Origin of the sequence: Dubosiella newyorkensis, from assembly GCF_001945605.1 — a bacterium.
GTDB lineage: Bacteria > Bacillota_I > Bacilli_A > Erysipelotrichales > Erysipelotrichaceae > Dubosiella > Dubosiella newyorkensis.
The window spans coordinates 1-651 of record NZ_MPKA01000121.1 but is presented as its reverse complement, the minus strand read 5'-3'; the positions used below and the strand labels follow the sequence as shown (position 1 = coordinate 651).

Sequence of the window (651 nt, the reverse complement as noted above, 5' to 3'; positions counted from 1 at the left end):
ATCGCAATCATCTGAGCTGGACCTGCCCATCTTATGTACTGGCAAAAGCAGACCCTGAAAAACAGGAACAATTCAAGGAAAACTTCCAGGATGTAAAAAAAAACTAACCGAAGAGGATGATCTTCATGTTCTGTTCGAAGACGAATCCATGATACGTGATTATCAAGCCATCATGAAAAACTGGTTTCTTGTGGGACATCAGCGGCTGATCCCGACGTACGGAAAACACGAAGGGGCAAAGCTGATCGGCACATTGGATTATGTCACAGGAGAGATCCATCTGATCGAAAGGCAGAAATATGATGCCCAGGTCTTTCTTGAATTTCTGGAACAGATCCTGGAATTGTATCCGACAGGAAAGATCATCCTGGTGCTGGATAATGCCAGGATCCATCATGCCAAACTGCTCAAGCCGTTTCTAGAGGAGCACGAAGGGCAATTAGAGCTGATGTTTCTGCCCCCTTATTCACCAAACCTGAATATGATCGAAGGATTATGGAAATGGCTGAAGAACTCTGTGATCAACAATGTATTCATTCATACAAAGCAGGAAATCAGTGCGAGGGTCAAAGAATTCGAAAAATGGGTCAATCAGCGCCCGTACCAAGTCATTGATCGACTTTGTTTGGCTTATTAAAGGCAATATATATA

Annotated in this window: 1 pseudogene; it reads left to right on the top strand. The window is 43.3% G+C overall.

What is annotated here, in order from left to right:
- Positions 1-637: pseudogene (locus BO225_RS11115) on the top strand (IS630 family transposase); the annotation flags it as partial.
- Positions 638-651 lie beyond the last annotated feature (14 nt).